This window comes from Streptomyces sp. SID10853, assembly GCF_010548145.1.
Lineage (GTDB): Bacteria > Actinomycetota > Actinomycetes > Streptomycetales > Streptomycetaceae > Streptomyces.
Genome location: NZ_JAAGLN010000142.1, coordinates 1 through 18,084 on the forward strand (window position 1 = coordinate 1; position 18,084 = coordinate 18,084).

An 18,084-nucleotide genomic window follows, 5' to 3' on the forward strand; every position below is an offset into this window, starting at 1 on the left:
CCGCGCAGCGCGCCGGGGTCCACCGCCGCGTCGGCGTGCGGCACGGCGTAGGCGACCAGCCGGCGGCCCACACCGGTGTCCTCCCGGGAGACCACGGCCACCTGGGAGATGCCGGGATGGGTGAGGAGCGCCGCCTCGATCTCTCCGGGCTCGATCCGGAAGCCGCGGAGCTTCACCTGGTCGTCGGCCCGGCCCCGGTGGTCGAGGAGCCCCTGCCCGTCCCGGCGTGCCAGGTCACCGCTGCGGTACATCCGCGAACCGGGCGGCCCGTAGGGGTCGGGCAGGAACCGTTCGGCGGTCAGTCCGGGCCGCCCGAGGTAGCCGTCGGCCAGCCCCGGGCCCGCGACGTACAGCTCGCCGACCGCGCCCGGCGGTACCGGGCAGAGAGCGGAGTCGAGCAGCCGCACGCGCAGGTCCGGCAGCGGGACGCCGATGAGCCCGGTGGCGTCCGGTGCCGCGTCGCCGGCCCCGAGCTCCCGGTGGGTGACGTGCACGGTGGTCTCGGTGATCCCGTACATGTTGACGAGCCGCGGCGCTCCCTCCGGGTGCCGCAGGAACCAGTCGCCGAGCACGGCCGGCCGCAGCGGCTCGCCGCCCAGAATCACATGACGTAGCGTCAGTTCGCTTCCGGTCAGCGGGTCCTGGCGGTCCGCGGCGGACAGCTGCTCGAAGGCGGTGGGCGTCTGGTTGAGCACGGTGACGCGCTCGTCCACGAGCAGCCGCAGGAATTCGGCCGGCGCCCGGCTGACGGTGTGCGGTACGACGACCAGTCTGCCCCCGGTGACCAGCGCGCCGAACAGTTCCCAGACGGAGAAGTCGAAGGCGTAGCTGTGGAACAGCGTCCAGGTGTCGTCGGGTCCGAAGCCGAACCAGCGGTCGGTGGCCGTGAGCAGCCGTACGACGTTGCGGTGCGGGATCACCACGCCCTTGGGCTCTCCGGTGGACCCCGAGGTGTGGATGACGTACGCACAGTCGTGCTCGCTCGCCCCGGCGACGTCAGGCGGCGTGCGGGGGTGCGCCGCGAGGGCTTCGAGCACGGCGGGGGCGTCCAGCACCAGCCGGTCGGCGGCCACTTCACCGTCCGCTTCACTGCCCGCCCCGCCGTCCGCCGTCTCGGTGACCAGCAGCGCCGGGCGGGCCGAGCGCAGTACGGCGGCGGTGCGCGCGGCGGGCTGGTGCGGGTCCAGGGGCAGATAGCCGGCGCCCGCTTTGAGTACCGCCAGGACCGCGGTCACCAGCCGCGCCGACCGGGGCAGGGCGAGGGCGACCAGGTCGCCCCTGCCGATGCCTCTTCCGGCGAGTTCGTGCGCGAGCCGGTTGGCGTCCTCGTCGAGCTCCCGGTAGCTGAGGCGGGTGGCACCGTGGACCACGGCGATGGCGTCGGGACGGGTACGGGCCTGCCGGCCCACCAGCTCGGTGAGGGTGGCGCCCGGCTCGTGCGGCGGGTAATCCGCTGTGGCCGGGCCGAGTTCGGGGATCTCGGGCCGCTCCTGAGCGGCCACGGTGTCCAGGAGGCCGATGGGGGAGTGCGGGGCGGCCGCGAAGGACTCCAGGAAGGTGAGCAGACGGCGGTGGTGCGCGGCGATCTCCTTGCCGTCGTAGAGCGCCGGGTTGCCGTCGAGGGTGAGATCCGCGCTCTCCTCCCGCGGGTCTTCGCGGAAGGTGAGGGTCAGGTCGTCGACCGGACCTGCGGAGAGGAAGTGCACCTGCGCCGGCCGGCCGTCGAAGCGCAGGTCGGGGGCGGTCATCCCGACGTTCACCAGGGGCCCGGTCAGGCGGCGCCCGGTGGCGGGGAGCCGCAGATCGCGGCGGATGTCCTCGCCGCGGTACCTGGCGTGCCTGCGGAGCGCGCGGAGCCGCTCGTGCACCTGACCGGCCAGCTCGGCCGGGGTCATCCCCGGGCTCAGGTCGAGGACCAGCGGCAGGACGTTGACGGTGGCCGTCGGGATGCGGGCCGCGACCGAACCGAGGCGGCCCGCGAAAGGCAGTCCCAGTACGATGTCGGACCGGCCGGTGACCCGGTGCAGATACGCGGCGACGGCGGCGAGCTGGAACTCGGGCCGGGTGGTGCGCAGTTCCCCGACCGCCCGCTGCACAGTGCGGCGCGCGGCCTCCGGCTGCGGGCACCGCGCCCGCAGGAACCCCGCGGAGGGCGGAGCCGTACCGGAGGCGAGACCGGCGGGCTCGGCGGCGCCCGCCAGCAGGTCCTTCCAGTGGTCACGGTCGTGTCCGAAGCGCTCCGACGCCCGGTAGCCGGCCTCTTCGGAGAGCAGTTCGCCCAGCCCGGCGAACGGTGCGGACAGGCCGTCGTCGCCCTTCGCCGCCGCGGTGTACAGCTCGGCGACCCGGCGTTCGGCCAGAGTGAATCCGTAGCCGTCCAGGGCGATGTGATGGCACATGAAGTACCAGAGGTGGTGCTCGGGGCCGATACGGATGAGCGCGTTGCGCGCCAGGGGGCCGGCCGCGAGGTCCACCGGCCGCCGCAGGTCCGCGCGCATCCACTCCAGGGCGTGCGCGAGCGGGTCCTGTCGGGCTGCGGCGTCGATCCTGAGCAGCGGCACGCCGGTGTCGGCCCGGTCGGGTTCGCGCTGCACGGCGACCGGCTCCGCACCCGCGCCCCGCTCGGCGTAGCGGACCCACAGCGCCGGGATCCCGGTGACCGTCCGCCGCAGCGCCTCTTCGAAGCGCTCCACGTCCAGCGGGCCGGTCATCTCGATGTATTCGGCGCAGTTGTACGCCGGGCTCATCGGGTCGCGCTGCTGGGCGTACCAGATACCCGACTGGGAGCCCGTCAGCGGCTGTCCGTCGGCAAAGTCGGTCATGGCGGGCGGTATCCGTTCTGTGGTCGGAGGGCCGGAGGGTCGCAAGGGCGGTGGGCCGCAGGGGTGGAGGGCCGGTGGGCCGGTCGGCCGCAGGGCCCGAAGGGGAGGGGGCGGGCCGGTTCTGCCGCTGGTTCAGCCGGTCGGCTGTTGCGGCTCGCCGCGCAGGCTGCGGGGGCGCATATCGGTCCACTCGCGCTCGATGTACGCCAGGCACTGCTCGCGGTTGCCGCGCACCCCCGTCGGGTGCCAGCCACCGGGGAGCGGACGCCAGGCCCGCCACAGGGCGTACTGGCCCTCGTCGTTGACGACTGCGGCGTACTCGTCCGCGGCGCCGTCGGCCGCACCGCCCGCGTCGGCGCCGGGCGTTGTGCCGTTACCGGGTCCTGTCGTGTTCATCGCTTGTGCTCCGGGATCTCTTCGTCGGTCGGCAGTTCTGTACGGTGCTCCCGGCCGGCTCGGAACGGGCAGGCGGGCACGGTCCCCTCAGGTGTGTCCGGCAGGAAGTACTGGCGCCACTCCAAATTGCCCTCTTCGCCGTAGTTGCCCAGTTCGGGGGCGGGCTCCATACCGTCGAAGCGCCGGATCCGGTTGCGGATCACCTTGCGTGCCCTGGCACCGCGCGGGGAGTCGGCCTCCAGCCCCTCGAAGACCCAGCGCGGCTGAAAGGTGATCATGAACCCCTGGCTGTTGCGGCTGTGCCGGGTGACATGCCCCGGGGTGTTGCAGACGACGAAGATCTCGGTGCCGCCGAAGCTGAACTCCCACATCAGCTCCTCCGGATCGGTCGGTACCGCTCCGGGCCACGGTTCCGGGTCCTTCTCGTGCAGGAACTGCAGCACCGACCAGAACCGCTGGAAGTACTCGTCCAGGCTCAGGACGTGTTCGTCGGGGCGGAAGAACACCACCAGGGACGTGTCCTTGCCGAGGTCCCGGTAGCACTCCAGATAGCTGCTGAGGATGTCGACGAGTGGTCCCCAAGTCCCGTCGTCGTGCGCGCTCTCCACGAAGCCGAACCGCAGGGCGCGTTTCTTCGCGGCGGCCACCGCGAAGGTGCAGGGGAACGGATTCCCGGCGCTGAGCAGGGTCGTTATCAGTTCGCGGGCCACGGAAGGGCCCCACTGGGGCGTACTCCCGATGGTGCAGGCGGCGATCTCCGCTTCGGCCGTCGGCCCGGCGGGCACGCCGTTGCTGTCAGAAGGGCTGGGCACTGCTGGAACTCCATCCCGGAAGGGGCCGTGACGTGCTCGGTCCGGCGACCGCGCTGAGTCGAACGGTCGGCGTGACGGGGCGGCGTTGCCGCGCGTCGCACCGGCCGGGCGCCGTGCTCGGTGGCGCCCGGCCGGTGGGCGAAGGTCAGAACTGCTGGTACATCTCTTCCGGGATGATCGGCTGGTGGTAGGTGCACTCGCCGGACAGCACGGTCGAGCCGTGCAGCCTGGACACCGGGATGAGGACCTTGTCCCCCTCGTTGAACTCCAGCTTGTGCGTCGTGTTGTTCCAGAAGTGCATCTGGCCGCGCTCGACCATCACGAGCCGGTGCTCGTTGTGCACATGGGTGGTGGAGGTCTCCTCGTTGCTCTCCACGAAGGTGTCGAGGTCCACCACGATGTTGTTGTCCTCGATGTGCTTGCTGATCCGCTCGGCCTTCTCCTGGTGCAGTTCGATGCTGTCGGCCCAGGCCAGTTGCTCCGCGAGGTCCTCGTCCCAGAGCTGGGAGAACCAGCGGGCGTCGGCGAACCCCTGGTGGAAGCGGTCCACCGCCCGGTCCCCGTAGACGCCGACCAGCGGCAGCAGCAGCCGGTCGACCAGCGCGTCGAGGTCGGTTTCGCGGACGGCGCCCAGAGCGTCGAACAGGGTGCTGCGCAGGCCGAGTCCGTCCTCGAAGACCTCCGCGAAGCGCGGCCCGTCGGCGGCTTCCTCGATCTTGTGGTGCAGCAGGGCGCCCAGGAACTCGGGGTACTTCTCGCGGTTGTGCGACAGCTGGTGCAGGTGGTTGCCGCGCGCCAGCGAAGTGCCGAGGCAGAGCTGCCAGTAGGCGGCCGCGGTGGGCTTGAGGGCGGCGCCGGCGAGCAGGGTGCGGTACGTGTCGTGCAGCCCGGCCCAGGAACGGTAGTCGTCGAGGAGGAAGGTGCGGGCGCCCGGGTGCGTCGCGTCGTACTCACCGAGCGCGGCGCGGCCGACCGCGGTGCGGGCGGCCGGCAGGAATGCGCTGAGCTGCAGCATCACGAATGTGGCCGACGCCTTGCGGTCCTTGGTGGCCAGGGCTGTGGTGAACGCCCTGCCGGGCTCCGCGATCCGCTGCTGGTAGTACTCGCGCACCTCGCGCCTGAGGTGGGCGGGGTCGCTGCTGCCGAGCGGCTTGCGCTCACCGTCGAGCAGGGTGAACAGATGCTGTTCGAGTACGGGAGCGGCGAGGGCGCCGAGCATCCGGTTGCGGTCGCTGTAGAACGCGGCGCCGTCGGTCTCGGGCGCCTTGCCGGCTGTCGGCGGCAGGTAGAGCAGTCCGCTGTCATAGACATTGCGCAGCATCCGGTGGCCGAGGAGTGCGCTGAGCTTGAGCGCCTTGGCGGCCGGCATCGGCTTGCTGTAGTCGAGCCAGGCCAGGTCGTCCGGCCTGACGGGCCGTCGGTAGGGGTTGTCCTCGGTGGTGAGTTCCTCCCACTCGGCGGCGCGGAAGGCGGTGTTGGCGGCGAACGCCTTGACGATGCTGTTGGAGTCCTCGGGATCCAGGCTGCTGAGTATCTCCGAAGGGGCAAGTGTCATGACGGTCCTCCAAGCGGACGGGAACAGGCGGACGGGAGCAGGGGACGGAACCGGGGCACGGGGACAGGCGCACGGGGAGGCGGCCTGCGGGCATGACGGTGCTGTGGCATGCCACGGGGCCCGGCAGTCGGCGACTTGCTTAGGTAAGCCTTGCCTTAGTTATGGGTCTCGTCAAGTGGCCTGTTGTCGTGGGGTACCGCGTCGGCCGCGGTCCCGTCCCGACCGCGGACATGCCGAAGAGCCGCATGTCCGGCCCGCCTTGGCGGCTATGCGGCTCTTCGGTACGCCGTGGTGGCGCCGGGCGTCAGCCCAGGGACTTGGCCAGCGGCGGCAGCAGCTTCTGCATCGACCACGGGATGCTCAGCACGCTGGGGGCGCTGGTGGCCTGGGACATGGTCCGGTCGAGCGGGACATAGGCGTGGTGCCGGACCGCGGGCAGCTTCTTGAACGCGGCGCTCGACTCCAGCTGGGTCCGGTCCTTGGGCGTGTTGTACCAAATGATCAGGGCGTCGGACGTCAGCTCGTCGAGGTGCTCCGTACTCAGCGAGTTGGCGAAACTGTTCATCTTCGCGCCCTTGCCGACCACCGGGTCCAGTGTGAGGCCGACCTGCTGGAGCACCTTGGTCCGCTCGTCCTTGTACAGCACCACCCGCCCGTTGGCGGGCTGGGGGAAGGCGTACAGGAAGCTCTTGTTCTGAAGCTGCGGGTAGGTCTTCGCGTCCTTGCGCAGTCCGGACTTCACCTGCGCGACGGCCGCCTTCGCCTCCTTCCCGCGGCCGACCGCCTTGCCGATCAGGTCGGTCTGCTCCTCCCAGGGGGTGCCGTACGCCTGCCGCCCCTTCAAGTAGCCGACGGTGGGCGCGATCTGGGACAGCTTGGTGTAGTCCGCGCCGGTCAGCCCTGACTGGACCCCCACGATCAGGTCCGGGTGGAGTGCGGCGATCTTCTCGACCGAGTAGCCGTCCGTGGTGTTCAGCACCTCCGGGCGGGAGTCGCCGAGGGCCTTCTCGGCCCAGGGGCCGACGCCGTTCTTGAAGCTGTCCTCGGTCTTCACGATCGCGACCGGCTTCACGCCGAGAGCGAGCAGCGCGTCCTGGTCGCTCCAGCCCAGGGCGACGACGCGCTTCGGGGCCTTGGTGATCCTGGCCGTGCCGAACTTGCTCGTGATCGTGACGGGGAAGGCGCCCGCGTCGGTCCTGGCGGTCTTGGCGTCCTTGGTGTCCGCCCCGTCCGTGTCACTGCCGGACGAGCCCCCGCACGCGGTCAGGGTTGCGGCGACGGTCAGCAGGCAGCAGGCGCCCAGCAGGGCGCGGTGCGGCCGCGACGGGCGTATAGGGCTGTTCATGGTCGGGATCCCTTCTCGGGGCCGCCGGTTGCGCTGGGGCACGGCGGCGTGACGGCGCGAGCGGCGCCGTGCATTGCTGGTGGAGAGAAGGTTAGGCTAACCTCACTTTTCGTGTCCTCGTCCGCTGCTCCCCAGATATCTCCGGCTCAGTCCCGGAGCAAGGCCCGACGTGACGGCCGGCGGTACTCCACCGCGGGCCGGGCGACGGGACTGCTCATCGGTCTCGTCCTGCTGGCTGCCGTCGTGTCGCTCAGCATGGTGGTCGGGGCCAAGTCCATTTCCTGGCACACCGTGTTCGACGCTCTGTTCCACTTCGACGGCAGCGACGACCAACTCGTCGTCCGTCAGCAGCGGCTGCCGAGAACGGAACTGGGGCTTGTGGTCGGCGTGGCGCTCGGCCTGGCCGGTGCGCTGATGCAGGCGCTGACCCGCAATCCGCTGGCCGACCCCGGTCTGCTCGGCGTCAACTCGGGTGCGTCGGCGGCCGTCGCCGTCGGTATCGGCTTCGCCGGGCTGCAGAGTACGTGGGCCTACATCTGGTTCGCGTTCGGCGGCGCCGCCGCGGTCTCCGTGGTCGTCTACCTCCTCGGTTCGGCCGGGCGGTCCGGTGCCACACCGGTGCGGCTCGCGCTGGCCGGCACCGCGGTGACGGCCGCGCTGACGGCGTTCACCACCGCCGTCCTGCTGCTCAAACCTGCCGCCTTCGACCAATTCCGCTACTGGAACGTGGGCTCGGTCGTCGGGCGCAGCAGCACGGTGATGTGGCAGGTGCTTCCGTTCATCGCCGTGGGGGCGCTCCTGGCGCTCGGCCTCGGCCGGTCGCTCAACGCCGTCGCGCTCGGCGAGGACACCGGCCGCGCGCTCGGAGCCCGTGTGGGACGCACCCGCGTCCTCGGCGCCCTCGCGGTGACGCTGCTCTGCGGCGCTGCCACCGCCGCCGTCGGCCCGATCGGCTTCATCGGGCTCGCAGTACCGCATCTGGCGCGCTTCCTCACCGGGCCGGACCAGCGCTTCGTACTGCCCTGTTCGATGCTCGTGGCGCCGATCCTGCTGATCGGCTCCGATGTCGTCGGCCGGGTGGTCACCAGGCCGGGCGAGCTCGAAGTGGGCATCGTCACCGCCTTCCTGGGCGCTCCCGTCTTCATCGCCCTGGCCCGCAGCGGAAGGATCGCCCAGCTGTGACGTCCGTGCTGTCGCGCCGGGACACCGGTGCCCGGGCCCCCCGCCCGGCCGCGCACTTCCGGGTCGTACGCATCGGCGGCCTGCTGGCGGTACGCGTACGGGTCCGCAGTGTGGCGGTGTGCGCGGTGCTGCTGGCCTCGGTGGTCGCCGTCGGGCTCTACACCCTGGCGACCGGGGACTACCGGATCCCGGTCGCCGACGTGGTGCGCGCCCTGCTCGGCAGCGGAGACCACGCGACCCGGTTCGTCGTCGAGGGGCTGCGGCTGCCGCGGCTGCTGACCGGGGTCCTGGTGGGCGGTGCGCTCGGCGCCGCCGGCGCGGTCTTCCAGAGCATCACCCGTAATCCGCTGGGCAGTCCGGACGTCATCGGCTTCGGTACGGGATCGGCCACCGGCGCTGTCGTCTGCCTCGTGGTCGTGCACGGTTCGCCCGCGGCCGTGTCCGCGAGCGCGGTGGCCGGTGGTCTGCTGACCGCCACCGCCGTCTATCTGCTGGCATTCCGGCGCCGTTCGGTGCAGGGGTTCCGGCTGATCCTGGTCGGCATCGGGGTCACCGGCATGCTGACCGCCTTCAACCAGTGGATGCTGACCAGGGCCTCGCTCAACGACGCCCTGACCGCCCAGGTGTGGCTCACCGGCAGCCTCAACAGCCGGAGCTGGAGCCAGGTGGTGCCGCTCGCGGCGGCCATGGCCGTGCTGCTCCCGCTCCTCCTGTTGGTGAACCGTGGCGGCAATCTGCTCGAAATGGGCGACGACAGCGCCCACGCACTCGGCCTCTCGGTGGAACGCACCCGGCTGACGCTGGTGGTCACCGCTGTGGCCCTGGTGGCGGTGGCGACCGCGTCGGCGGGGCCGGTCACCTTCGTCGCGCTGGCCGCGCCGCAGCTGGCCCGGCGGCTGACCCGGGCGCCCGGGGTGGGCATCGGACCCGCCGCAGCCATGGGGGCCCTGATCATGCCGGTCAGCGACCTGGCCGCGCAGCGGGCGCTCCCGACGGAGCTTCCGGTGGGCGTGGCCACCGGCGCGGTGGGCGGCCTCTATCTGATCTTTCTGCTGGCCCGCCAGTACCGGCGGGGCCGCTGAACACCGCGGGGCGCGGGACCGCGTCCCCGCAGCACGACGACACCCGTACGACCACACGAGCACGACGACATCGGTACGACGCAATCAAGTTTGGGGGAGACCCATGGCGGCCCGCACAGCCGAGGCTGAACTGGAGAGGGTGACCACCGCGGCGACGCGGGATGACCCGGACGCCGGGGACGAACCCGTACCCGTGCCAGGACCCGAACCCACCGAACAGGGCGTACTGCGCTGGGCGTTCCGCCGCAGGCGCCGCTGGATCGTCGGCGCCGCGGTCTTCACGGCCGTCCACCAGATGTGCGAAGCGGCCGTCCCCGTCCTCATCGGCGCCGTCGTCGACCACGCCGTACGCCACGGCGGACCGGGCGATCTGGCCCTGTGGATCGGGCTGCTCGCCGTCCTGTTCGCCGTACTGACCACCGCCATGCGGCTCGGCGGGCGCTGGAACCGGCAGGGCAGTCAGGGCGCCGCCCACGACCTGCGCCTGGTCGCGGTCGCCCGCGTCCTCGACCCGCGGGGCTTCGCCAACGGCGCGCGCAGCTCGGGTTCGCTGCTGAGCACCGCCACGTCGGACAGCCTGCGCATCGGTCTGGGCAACCGCGCCTGGGTCATCGGCTCGGGCGCCGTCGCGGCCCTCGCCTTCGGCGCCGTCGCCCTGCTGCTCACCTCCGTGCCCCTCGGCCTCCTCGTACTGATCGGACTCGTGCCCCTGCTCGCCGCCACCCGGCTGCTCGCCAAACCGCTCAGCGCGCGGGGCAGCGCCGAGCAGGCACAGGTGGCCAGGGCCACCGGGACGGCCGCCGACCTGATACGCGGACTGCGCATCATCAAGGGGCTCGGTGCGGAGCCCGCCGCGCAGCTGCGCTACCGCACGGCCAGCCGCAGCGCGCTCGCCGCCACCGTGCGGGCCGCGCGCTGGGACGCCGGGTACGACTCCGTGACGCTGCTGCTCAACGGGCTCTTCCTCGCCCTGGTGACCTGGGTCGGTGCCCGGCTCGCGGTCGAAGGCACCATCTCCGTGGGGGAGTTCGTCGCCTCCGTGGGCCTCGCCCAGTTCCTGATCGGACCGAGCAGCCGGTTCGGCGGCGCGATGAGCCTGCGGGCGCGGGCGCGGGGCTCGGCGGGCCGGATGGCGGCGCTGCTGGCCGAACCGTACGCGGTGACCGGCGGCAGCCTGCCCGGCGATCCGCTCCCGGCCGGGGCCCTGGAGCTCACCGGAGTACGCAACGGCCCGCTGCGGAAGCTCGATCTGCGGATCGAGCCCGGCAGCACCGTGGGAATCGTCGCGCCCGACCCGGCTGTCGCGGCCGCTCTGCTCGACGTGCTCGCGCTGCGTACGGTGCCGGAGGACGGCGGCGTCACCTTGGGCGGGGTGCCGCTGGCCGGTCTCGGACTCGACGCCGCCCGGCGGCTGCTGCTGGTCGCCGACCACGACGCGGACCTCTTCGACGCCACCGTGGCCGAGAACGTCGCGGTCGCCGCTCAGCCCGGGCGAGTGGCCGCCGCCATGACCGCGGCGGACGCCGACGAAGTGGTCCGGTCCCTCCCCCGGGGAGCGGAGAGCCGGATCGGCGAACGCGGCCGGTCACTCTCCGGCGGCCAGCGCCAACGCGTCGCTCTCGCCCGCGCGCTGGCCGCCGATCCGCCCGTACTCGTCCTGCACGAACCGACCACCGCGGTGGACGCGGCGACCGAGGCGAAGATCGCGGCCGGGCTGCAAGCCCTGCGGGCCGGGAGCAGCACGGTCCTCGTGACCACCAGTCCGATCCTGCTCCAGACCTGCGAGCGGGTGGTCCTGCTGACCGACGGAGCCGTGGGAGCGACCGGCACCCACCAGGAACTGACCTCCGACCAGCCCTCCTACCACGCGGCGGTGATGGCATGACCGCGCCCACGACCGACCCCGCCGACGGCAGCGGAACACACCGCCGTGAGCTGCTGCCCACCGCCACCGCGGCCGACGTACGCGCCGACCTGCTGACCCGGATCCGCGCGCGGCCCGCGCGCCCGCTCGCCGCCCTGGCGCTGATCGTCGCCGGGGTCGCCGGCGGACTGGTGATCCCCCGGGCGCTCGGCCGGGTCGTCGACCTGGTGGCGGAGGGCGGGCACACCACATCGGCGGTCACCGCACCCGTGATCATCGTGGCCGCGGCCTGCCTGGTCCAGGCCGTCTTCAGCGGCTGGGGCGACGCCCTGGTGGCGCGCTGCGGGGAGGAGATGCTCGCCGATATCCGGGAGAGCGCCCTCGGCAGGGCGCTCGCCGTACCCCTGGAGCGTCTGGAGCGCTCCAGCATGGGTGACCTGGTCTCGCGGGTCAGCAGCGACACGGCTCTGCTGGCGGAGGCCGTACGCAGCCTGGTGCCCCAACTGGTGGGCGCCGTACTGGAGATCGGGCTGACCATGGTCGCCCTGCTGCTGCTCGACTGGCGTTTCGCCCTGGCCGCGCTGCTCGCGGTGCCCCTGCAGGTGTGGGCGGTGCGCTGGCTGATGCGCACCTCCCGCCCGGTGCGGCGTGCCGAGCGGATCGCGCAGGGGGAGCTGGCCCGGACCGTCCTGGAATCGGTCGACGGCGCCCACACGGTACGGGCCTTCCGGCTGGTGCCGGGCCGACTGGCCGCGGCCGCCCACAGCTCCCGCGTCACCCGGGATCTCGCGCTGCGCTCCACCCGGATCGGCACCCGTTTCTTCGGCCGGCTCAACGTCGCCGAGTGGACCGGGCTGAGCGCCCTGCTCGTCGTCGGCTATGTCCTGGTCCGTACGGGGCACGTCGGCATCGGTACGGCGAGCGCCGCCGCCCTCTACTTCCACCGGCTCTTCGACCCCGTCAACGGGCTGCTGTCGTCCTTCGACGAGGTGCAGTCCGCGGGAGCGGCCGCCACCCGCGTCCTGGGGCTGGCCCAGCTGACGGAGGCCCTCACCGGGGAGGCGGGCACCACGCGGACCACGGGCGCCACCGTCGAACTGCGCGGGGTCGGACACTCCTATGTCTCCGGCCACCAGGTGCTCCACGGGGCCGATGTACGGCTCGCCGCGGGGGAGCGCGTCGCGGTGGTCGGCACGACCGGTGCGGGCAAGAGCACCCTGGCCCGGCTGGCGGCCGGGGTCCACCGGCCCACCGAGGGCCGGGTACTGCTGGGCGGGGTGCCGCTGGACGCGATGTCCGCCCCGCTGCTGCGGCGCACGGTGGCCCTGGTGAACCAGGAGACCCATGTCTTCGCCGGCTCACTCGCCGACGATCTCCGGCTGGCCCGGAGCGATGCCGGCGAGTCCGAACTGCTCGCAGCCCTGGAGACGGTGGACGCGCGGGACTGGGCGCAGGCGCTGCCGCAGGGCCTCGCCACCCGGATAGGCCAGGGCGGCCTGCGCCTCACCCCCGTACAGGCGCAGCAGCTCGCCCTGGCCCGGCTGGTGCTCGCGGACCCGCCGATCGCTGTCCTGGACGAAGCCACCGCCGAGGCGGGCAGCGCGGGTTCGCGGGTGCTGGAGGCGGCGGCCGAGCGCGCGCTCAAGGGGCGCACCGCGCTGGTGGTGGCCCACCGGCTCACTCAGGCGGTACGCGCCGACCGCGTTCTGGTGCTGGCGGACGGCCGCATCGTGGAACACGGCACCCACGACGAACTCGTCGCGGCCGGCGGGGGATACGCCGCGCTGTGGGCGGCCTGGTCGGGGGCGCGCGGACAGGGGGCGGTCCCGGATCCGGCCTGACTCGGGAGAGCGGCGGAGGGACGGCCGGCGGCCTTCGAAGAGGCACGGGAGTGGCTCTTCGAAGACCGCCGGGCCCCCGCTCAGTCGTCCACGGGGTCCGACGGGGAGGGGGGCGCGGTGCTGTCGTCCTGATCCTCGGTCAGCCCGCGCCGCCAGTACCCCTGGAAGCACACCGAACCGCGGTCGACACCCCGCTCCCGCACCAGATGGCGCCGCAACTCCTTGATGGCGGACGCTTCTCCGGCCAGCCAGAAGTACGGCGCCGCGTCGGGCAGGGCGGCGCCCCGGACGGCGTCCAGCAGGGGGGAGGGGCTGTGGCCGCGGTGCACCCAGGTGACCTGTGCGGTTGCGGGGAGCGGCTGCTCCTCGGCGGGGCCGGCCACCTCGGCGAAGATCTGGACCGGCAGCCCCGGCGGGAGCCCTTCGGCGATTGATGTCATGGCGGGAAGGGCGGTCTCGTCGCCCGCAAGCACGACGGACTCCGTACCAGGGGGCGGCTGGAAGTTGACGCCGCCCGCGTCCTCGCGGGCCGGGCCGACGAGGAGGACACGGTCCCCGGGACGGGCCGCCGCGGCCCAGCGGCCGGCGGGGCCGCCGTCGCCGTGCAGCGCGAAGTCGATGTCGACCTCGTCGGGATCGGTGCGCTGCGCGCGGAAGGTGTAGGTGCGCAGGATGGGCCGGGTCTCCGGCGGCATCGTCCGCCAGGCCGCGTACCACCCGCTCTCGGCAGCGCCTTCGGGCAGCAGGGGCTCGGTCAGGCCGGGGGCCGGGAACAGGATCTTGCCGCGCTGGTCGCGGTTGCCGGTCCGGAAACCGGAGAGCGTGGGGCCAGTGAAGGTGATCCTGGCCATCTGCGGGGTGAGCCGGACGGCTCGTTCCACCTGGACGGGAAAGACGCGGAACGCCGCTTGGACGGGGCGTGCGGTGGCGGATCCGGCAGCCATGTATCACTCCAGCCGATGAGGGGGCGGGGGCCGGTGCGCCCTGGCGGGCGTACGCCACCCCGGAATCACTTCGTTAAGGGTAGGCTAACCTAATTTTGAATGGGCTTCAGGGGGTCCGCGAGAGCCGGGTCACGACCCCCGCCGGCCCGTGCGACACAATGAGCGCACGAGGCGACGGGGATCAGGAAGCCGGTGCGAGTCCGGCGCGGTCCCGCCACTGTGACCGGGAAGCGAACCTCCTGTACGTCACTGTCCGGCAGGCGCGGACGGGAAGGCGGAGGGGAGCGATGATCCGGGAGCCAGGAGACTGACCCGTCGCCGGTCCGACAGCAGGGGCGAGGAAACCCCGGAGAGGATCGACTGTGACGACGCATGCCCGGACGGAGCCCCGACACCGGCCCGAACCCGGCAACCCGCCAGGACCGGCCTGCCCACCGGGCCCCGGCAGACGCAGTGTGCTGGCCGCCGGAGGCGCCCTGGCGCTTGCCGCGTCCTCCGGGCTGCTCGCGGGCTGCGGCGCGGACGCGAAGGACGGCGGGGGAAGCGACCGGTTCCGCGCCGCGTTCACGGCCGGCGGCTCACAGGAGACCCTCGACCCGCACGTCGCCCCGAACTTCGTCGACCAGGCCCGCGCCAAGGCCCTGTACGACACCCTCGGCACCTACGCGGACGACATGTCCGTCCGTGAGCGGCTCGCGGAGTCCTGGGAGAGCGACGCCTCCGGAACCCGCTGGCGCATACGTCTGCGCAAGGCCGAGTTCCACGACGGGAAACCGGTCACGGCGAAGGACGTCCTCTACAGCTACCGCCGCGCCGCCGACCCCGCCACCGGCTCCCCCTCGCAGGTACTGCTGTCGGCCATCGACTTCCACGCCACCAGGGCCGACGGCGAACGGTCCGTCGTCTTCGCCCTGAAGGCGCCGAACTTCGAGTTCCCCACCGTCTTCGCCGGCCCCGGCACCGAGATCATCCCCGACGGTACGAAGGACTTCCGCAAGCCCGTCGGCTCCGGCCCCTTCACCTATGTCTCCTTCACGCCCGGCGGCACCGCACGCTACCGGCGCTGGACCGGCCACTGGGACGGCGCCCCGCACATCGCCGAGTTGGAGATCGTCCCCGCCAACGAGGAGTCGGCGCGGCTCAACGCACTGCTGTCCGGGCAGGTCCACTACGCATCCGACATGGCCGGAGCCTCCGTGGACCGGCTGAAGAAGGAAGGCTCGACGCGGCTGCTGACCGCCGGACGGGCCACCGCCCAGCAACTGCTGCTGCGAACAGGCCGCAAGCCCTTCGACGACCCCCGGCTGGTGCGGGCCGTACAGCTCGGGATCGACCGGGCCGCGCTGGTCCGGGTCGCGCTGGCCGGCCACGGCGAGGTGGGGAACGACCTGTTCGGGCTCGGCCTGCGCGGCTACCCGCAAGGTCTTGAGCCCCGCGAACGGGACATCGGCGAGGCGCGGAGGCTGGTCAAGGAGGCCGGCGCGGAGGGCCTGCACATCACCGTGGAGACCAGCTCCGTCGACGCCACCTGGGAGCCGGCCGCGGACCTGATGGCACACCAGCTGCGCGAGGCGGGGCTGAGGCTGACCGCCAACACCCGAGCCTCCAGCACGTATTTCAGCGAGATCAGGACGCAGGGCGTCGCCGCGTTCAACACCACATCCACGCTGCCCGTGTCCGACTTCCTCCAGCAGCGGGTACGCGGCGGGGCGGCCCGCAACCAGACGCAGTACGCGTCGAAGAAGTTCGACACGCTGCTCGAGCACGCCCGCACCACCCGCGACGAACAGAACCGGCTTGCGCTGCTCGCGCGCGCCCAGAAGATCGCCCGGGACGAGTCCGGGCTGCTGGTGTGGGCGTTCTCGGACGCCAACGACGCGATCGGCCCCTCGGTCAGGGGGCTGCGCGCCGCACCTCCCAACTCGCACGACTGGGCCCGGTTCGACCGGGTCCGTATCGGCTGACGTGCGCTCCTATGTCCTGCGGCGCTCCCTCCTCGCGGTCGTGCAGTGCCTGATGGTGCTGGTCGCCGTGTTCGCCGTCGGTTCGCTGCTGCCCGGTGACACGGCCGACGTGCTCCGCGGTGAACTCGGCACGCCCGAGCAGGTGGCTTCGCTGCGGAGCCGGCTGGGTCTCGACCAGCCGGCCTGGTCCCGCTTCGGTCACTGGCTCGGCCACCTGCTCACCGGAGACCTCGGGAACTCTCTGACGACCGGGCTGCCGGTCGGCGACGACATCGGCCGCCGTATCGGGGTGACGCTGCTCCTTGGCGTCCCCGCGCTGCTCCTGGTCACCGTCCTGGCGCCGCTCCTCGGCACGGTGTCGGGGCTGCGGGAGGGCAGCCGCGTCGACCGGACGCTGAACACGGCGGCCGTTCTGCTGCATGCCGTACCGGAGTTCGTACTCGGGCTGCTGCTGGTGGCTTCGGTGTCGCTGACCGCCGGACTGCTGCCCGCCACCGCTGTCGGCATGGACACGGCAGCGCTGCTGGCCCAGCCGGCCGTGCTCGTCCTGCCCGTCACCGTACTGACGGCCCGGCATCTGTGTGACCTGGCCCGGCAGATCCGTGCCGGTGTGGCGGCGGGGCGGCACAGCGCGGTCGCCACGCATCTGCGGCTGCTGGGGATGCCGGAACGGACGGTGGTGCTGCGGCATGTGCTGCCCGGCGCGCTGGGGCCCGCCGCACAGCAGTTCGCGCGCTGTGTGGAGGGGCTGCTGGGCGGCACCGTGCTGGTGGAGGCGGTCTTCGGCTTCCGGGGTCTCGGAAACGGTTTCGTCGAGGCGGTGCAGAACCGTGACCTGCCCCAAGTGCAGACGTACGCGCTGCTGTTCGCCGGCACGGCGGTCGCGGTGAACCTCATCGGCGACCTGGCCGCGTACCGGCTGGCACCGCACCGCGAGGTGACCGTATGACGGCGGGGGAGCGGGAGACGCGGGGAGAGCCGGAGACACCGGGGGAGGAGCCGGAGACATCGGGGGAGCGGGGGGCGGCCGGTGCGGACGGCTGGGCCGATGCCGTGCGCACCGGCCGGCCCCGTCGGCCGTGGGCCGCTCTGACGCTGCTCTGTGTGCCGGTGCTCGCGGCCTTGCTGGGGCCGTGGGTGGCCGGGAACGAACCGTCGGCGGAGGGCGCGCTGCCGTCGCAGCCGCCCGGCGGCGGGCACCCGCTCGGTACGGACGTACTGGGCCGCGACGTCCTGTGGCTCGTCCTGCACGGCGGCGCCTCCGTACTGGGCAGCGCCCTGGGCGCGTCGCTGATCGGCATGGCCGCGGGGGTGCCGCTGGGACTGCTGGCCGCGGGTCCGCGGCGCGGCATCGACGAGACGGTGATGCGCGGCCTCGACCTGCTGCTCGCCTTCCCCGGACTGCTGGTGCTGATGACGCTGGCCGCGACGGGGCACCGCGAGTGGTACTGGCTGGTATCGGTCGCCGGGGTGCTCCAAGTCCCGGCCGTGGCACGCCTGGTACGCGGAGCCGCCCTGGCACCCGGTGCCCGTACGGTCGTCGAGGCGCTGCGGATGCAGGGGCGCGGCTGGGCGTACATCCACCTCCGGCACCTGGCACGGGAGCTGGCCGCCCCGCTGGCCACCGACGCGGGCGGCAGATTCTCCGTGGTGCTCTACCTGCTGGCATCCGCCAACTTCCTCGGCCTGGGGCTGTCCGCGGCCTCGCCGGACTGGGCGGTGCTCATCGAGCGCAACAGCGACGCCCTGTTCACCCAGCCCGCGGCGGTGCTGGTGCCCGCCGGTCTGCTGACGGCGCTGTGTGTCGGCGGCAATCTGCTCGTGGACCGTGCACTGGCACGGAGTAGGAAGCCCCGATGACCGGTTCTGTCCCTGTCGGGCCTGAGCGGCCTGAGCGGCCTGAGCGGCTTGCGGGGCTTGTGGGGCCTGAGCGGCTTGTGGGGTCTGAGCGGTCCGCACGGCCTGTGCCGCTGCTGGACATCCCGGAGGTCTCCGCGTATGCCGACGGGACGGACCGGCCGTTGCTCGACCGGGTCGCACTGACCGTGCCGCCCGGGACCGTCACCGCCGTCGTCGGGCCTTCCGGAAGCGGCAAGACGACGCTCGGCCTGGCGGCGCTCGGCAGCTCCCGCGGCGGCGTACGGCTGGCCGGACGGGTGCTGCTGGGCGGCACGGACCTGCTGCTCCTGGAACCGTCCCGGCGCCCCGCGGCCCGTGCCGGCCGGGCCGCGCATCTGCCCCAGCATCCGGAGACGGTGCTGGACCCGGTCCGCCGGT

Annotated in this window: 14 protein-coding genes and 1 riboswitch; of the genes, 8 read left to right on the forward strand and 6 right to left on the reverse strand. The window is 72.7% G+C overall.

Annotated features, from left to right (window positions below; all coding sequences use genetic code 11):
* The 5 genes from G3I19_RS23730 to G3I19_RS23750 all read right to left on the reverse strand — a co-directional run.
* Positions 1 to 2,822, reverse strand: a 2,822-nt coding sequence (locus G3I19_RS23730; protein ID WP_164265716.1) for an amino acid adenylation domain-containing protein, incomplete at its 3' end; no start/stop codon positions are given.
* 132 nt (positions 2,823 to 2,954) lie between these two features.
* A complete protein-coding gene (locus G3I19_RS38135; protein WP_164265717.1) occupies positions 2,955 to 3,218 on the reverse strand; it encodes an MbtH family NRPS accessory protein in 264 nt (87 codons plus the stop codon).
* Positions 3,215 to 4,030, reverse strand: coding sequence for a YqcI/YcgG family protein (locus G3I19_RS23740; protein WP_343235186.1), 816 nt, complete (start codon positions 4,028 to 4,030; stop codon positions 3,215 to 3,217). Before G3I19_RS23740 ends, G3I19_RS38135 begins: the two co-directional genes overlap by 4 nt.
* Positions 4,031 to 4,175: 145 nt before the next feature.
* Positions 4,176 to 5,585, reverse strand: a complete 1,410-nt coding sequence (locus G3I19_RS23745) for a peptide synthetase (protein ID WP_164265718.1) — start codon at positions 5,583 to 5,585, stop codon at positions 4,176 to 4,178.
* A gap of 304 nt (positions 5,586 to 5,889) precedes the next feature.
* The gene (locus G3I19_RS23750) at positions 5,890 to 6,930 is read right to left on the reverse strand and encodes an iron-siderophore ABC transporter substrate-binding protein (RefSeq protein ID WP_164265719.1); all 1,041 of its coding nucleotides are present in this window, start codon (positions 6,928 to 6,930) and stop codon (positions 5,890 to 5,892) included.
* A gap of 210 nt (positions 6,931 to 7,140) precedes the next feature.
* On the opposite strand from G3I19_RS23750, the gene G3I19_RS23755 reads away from it, so the two are divergent.
* From G3I19_RS23755 to G3I19_RS23770, 4 genes are all read left to right on the forward strand, one after another.
* Positions 7,141 to 8,112: an iron chelate uptake ABC transporter family permease subunit gene (locus G3I19_RS23755; RefSeq protein WP_239074750.1), complete on the forward strand. Its 972-nt coding sequence runs from the start codon at positions 7,141 to 7,143 to the stop codon at positions 8,110 to 8,112.
* Positions 8,109 to 9,194, forward strand: a complete 1,086-nt coding sequence (locus tag G3I19_RS23760; protein WP_343235187.1) for an iron chelate uptake ABC transporter family permease subunit — start codon at positions 8,109 to 8,111, stop codon at positions 9,192 to 9,194. The genes G3I19_RS23755 and G3I19_RS23760 overlap by 4 nt, the downstream gene beginning before the upstream one ends.
* Positions 9,195 to 9,297: 103 nt before the next feature.
* The gene (locus G3I19_RS23765; RefSeq protein ID WP_164265721.1) at positions 9,298 to 11,079 is read left to right on the forward strand and encodes an ABC transporter ATP-binding protein; all 1,782 of its coding nucleotides are present in this window, start codon (positions 9,298 to 9,300) and stop codon (positions 11,077 to 11,079) included.
* Entirely contained in the window at positions 11,076 to 12,899 is a 1,824-nt protein-coding gene (locus tag G3I19_RS23770) for an ABC transporter ATP-binding protein (protein ID WP_164265722.1), read from the forward strand. The genes G3I19_RS23765 and G3I19_RS23770 overlap by 4 nt, the downstream gene beginning before the upstream one ends.
* 80 nt (positions 12,900 to 12,979) lie before the next feature.
* On the opposite strand, the gene G3I19_RS23775 is transcribed toward G3I19_RS23770, so the two are convergent.
* The gene (locus G3I19_RS23775) at positions 12,980 to 13,843 is read right to left on the reverse strand and encodes a siderophore-interacting protein (protein ID WP_164265723.1); all 864 of its coding nucleotides are present in this window, start codon (positions 13,841 to 13,843) and stop codon (positions 12,980 to 12,982) included.
* Positions 13,844 to 14,023: 180 nt separating this feature from the next.
* A riboswitch (cobalamin riboswitch) is annotated at positions 14,024 to 14,153 on the forward strand.
* A gap of 145 nt (positions 14,154 to 14,298) precedes the next feature.
* Here G3I19_RS23775 and G3I19_RS23780 point away from each other — a divergent pair.
* The 4 genes from G3I19_RS23780 to G3I19_RS37670 form a co-directional block, all read left to right on the forward strand.
* Positions 14,299 to 15,807, forward strand: a complete 1,509-nt coding sequence (locus G3I19_RS23780) for an ABC transporter substrate-binding protein (RefSeq protein ID WP_164265724.1) — start codon at positions 14,299 to 14,301, stop codon at positions 15,805 to 15,807.
* A gap of 1 nt (position 15,808) precedes the next feature.
* The gene (locus G3I19_RS23785; RefSeq protein WP_164265725.1) at positions 15,809 to 16,756 is read left to right on the forward strand and encodes an ABC transporter permease; all 948 of its coding nucleotides are present in this window, start codon (positions 15,809 to 15,811) and stop codon (positions 16,754 to 16,756) included.
* Entirely contained in the window at positions 16,753 to 17,667 is a 915-nt protein-coding gene (locus tag G3I19_RS23790; protein WP_239074743.1) for an ABC transporter permease, read from the forward strand. The genes G3I19_RS23785 and G3I19_RS23790 overlap by 4 nt, the downstream gene beginning before the upstream one ends.
* A 104-nt stretch (positions 17,668 to 17,771) precedes the next feature.
* Positions 17,772 to 18,084, forward strand: a 313-nt coding sequence (locus G3I19_RS37670; protein WP_343235188.1) for an ATP-binding cassette domain-containing protein, incomplete at its 3' end; no start/stop codon positions are given.

Coding starts and splice junctions, on each gene's coding strand:
- G3I19_RS38135 (WP_164265717.1), bottom strand. CDS start 3,218: ATGAACACGACAGGACCCGGTAACGGCACAACGCCCGGCGCCGACGCG.
- G3I19_RS23745 (WP_164265718.1), bottom strand. CDS start 5,585: ATGACACTTGCCCCTTCGGAGATACTCAGCAGCCTGGATCCCGAGGAC.
- G3I19_RS23790 (WP_239074743.1), top strand. CDS start 16,753: ATGACGGCGGGGGAGCGGGAGACGCGGGGAGAGCCGGAGACACCGGGG.
- G3I19_RS23770 (WP_164265722.1), top strand. CDS start 11,076: ATGACCGCGCCCACGACCGACCCCGCCGACGGCAGCGGAACACACCGC.
- G3I19_RS23750 (WP_164265719.1), bottom strand. CDS start 6,930: ATGAACAGCCCTATACGCCCGTCGCGGCCGCACCGCGCCCTGCTGGGC.
- G3I19_RS23765 (WP_164265721.1), top strand. CDS start 9,298: ATGGCGGCCCGCACAGCCGAGGCTGAACTGGAGAGGGTGACCACCGCG.
- G3I19_RS23775 (WP_164265723.1), bottom strand. CDS start 13,843: ATGGCTGCCGGATCCGCCACCGCACGCCCCGTCCAAGCGGCGTTCCGC.